This window comes from Fibrella rubiginis (assembly GCF_017353185.1).
In the GTDB taxonomy this organism is placed as follows: domain Bacteria; phylum Bacteroidota; class Bacteroidia; order Cytophagales; family Spirosomataceae; genus Fibrella; species Fibrella rubiginis.
The window spans coordinates 1-930 of the sequence record NZ_JAFMYV010000036.1 but is presented as its reverse complement, the minus strand read 5'-3'; the positions used below and the strand labels follow the sequence as shown (position 1 = coordinate 930).

1 protein-coding gene is annotated in these 930 nt (G+C 56.5%); it reads right to left on the bottom strand.

Annotation, left to right across the window (positions count from 1 at the left end):
- A partial coding sequence (locus J2I47_RS26355) for a BACON domain-containing protein (protein ID WP_207367620.1) occupies positions 1-930 on the bottom strand: 930 nt, incomplete at both ends.

Below are 930 nucleotides of genomic sequence, written 5' to 3'. Positions count from 1 at the left end.
GTAGCTCAGGCTGCCCGTGCCGGCACAGGCCTTCACCGATGGTGTTGGTGTCGTAACTGTCACAACAACTTGGGCAGCTGAGCAACCGCCACAGTTGGTGCACTCGACCTGATAAGTCGTCGTTGTGTTAGGTGTAATAGTCAGGACAGACCCAGTGCCTACCAAGTTGCCGCCACTCTTCCAACTATAGCTGGCTCCGTTACTACCACCACTCACTGTAAGCGTGCTGCTCGAACCTGCGGTGATACCACCTGGCATGGCAGCAGCAGTCAAATTACAGTTGATAGCAGTAGCACAAGGCTCGTATGAAAACTTGAGACAGCTGCCGATGGCGCTTACCGTAAAACCAGTGTTGGCCCCAAGATAAGGAAGCCAGTCTCGGGGTACCTCACCATCGGCGTTACTCCATACAGCCCGACGGCAACCGTTGGCATCGACCAGCACAACTACTTTCACGGCCGGATCACCTACCATCCGATAAGCTACCTGTGCGCCGTTTGTAAAAGCGGAGCAGGGACCGTTGTCTACAACCTGGCTAGCCGCTTGATTTACCGTAATCGTTTGACTTATTGTACTGCTACTAACAGTAATGTATGCCGCCCGGCTAACGCTACTGCTGTTGGCGGTGGCCGTAAGGATGAAACTGCCATTGCCACTACCCCCCGCAGCACTGGCCGTTAGCCAGCCACTAGCGGGCAGCCCGCTTACACTCCAGCTCACGTTACTAGCCACACTAATCATCTGGCTGTTGGCACTGCTGCTCCAGCTAAGCTGACTGGGGGTGACCTCCAGGAAGGCAGCAGGCGTAACAGTGAGTGTCACCTGGGTGGCCGTGCAACTGCCACAGCTGGTGCACTCCACCTGGTAAGTCGTTGTGTTGCCAGGGCTCACGCTCAGGCTGCTGCCCGTGCCTACCACACTACCCCCGGC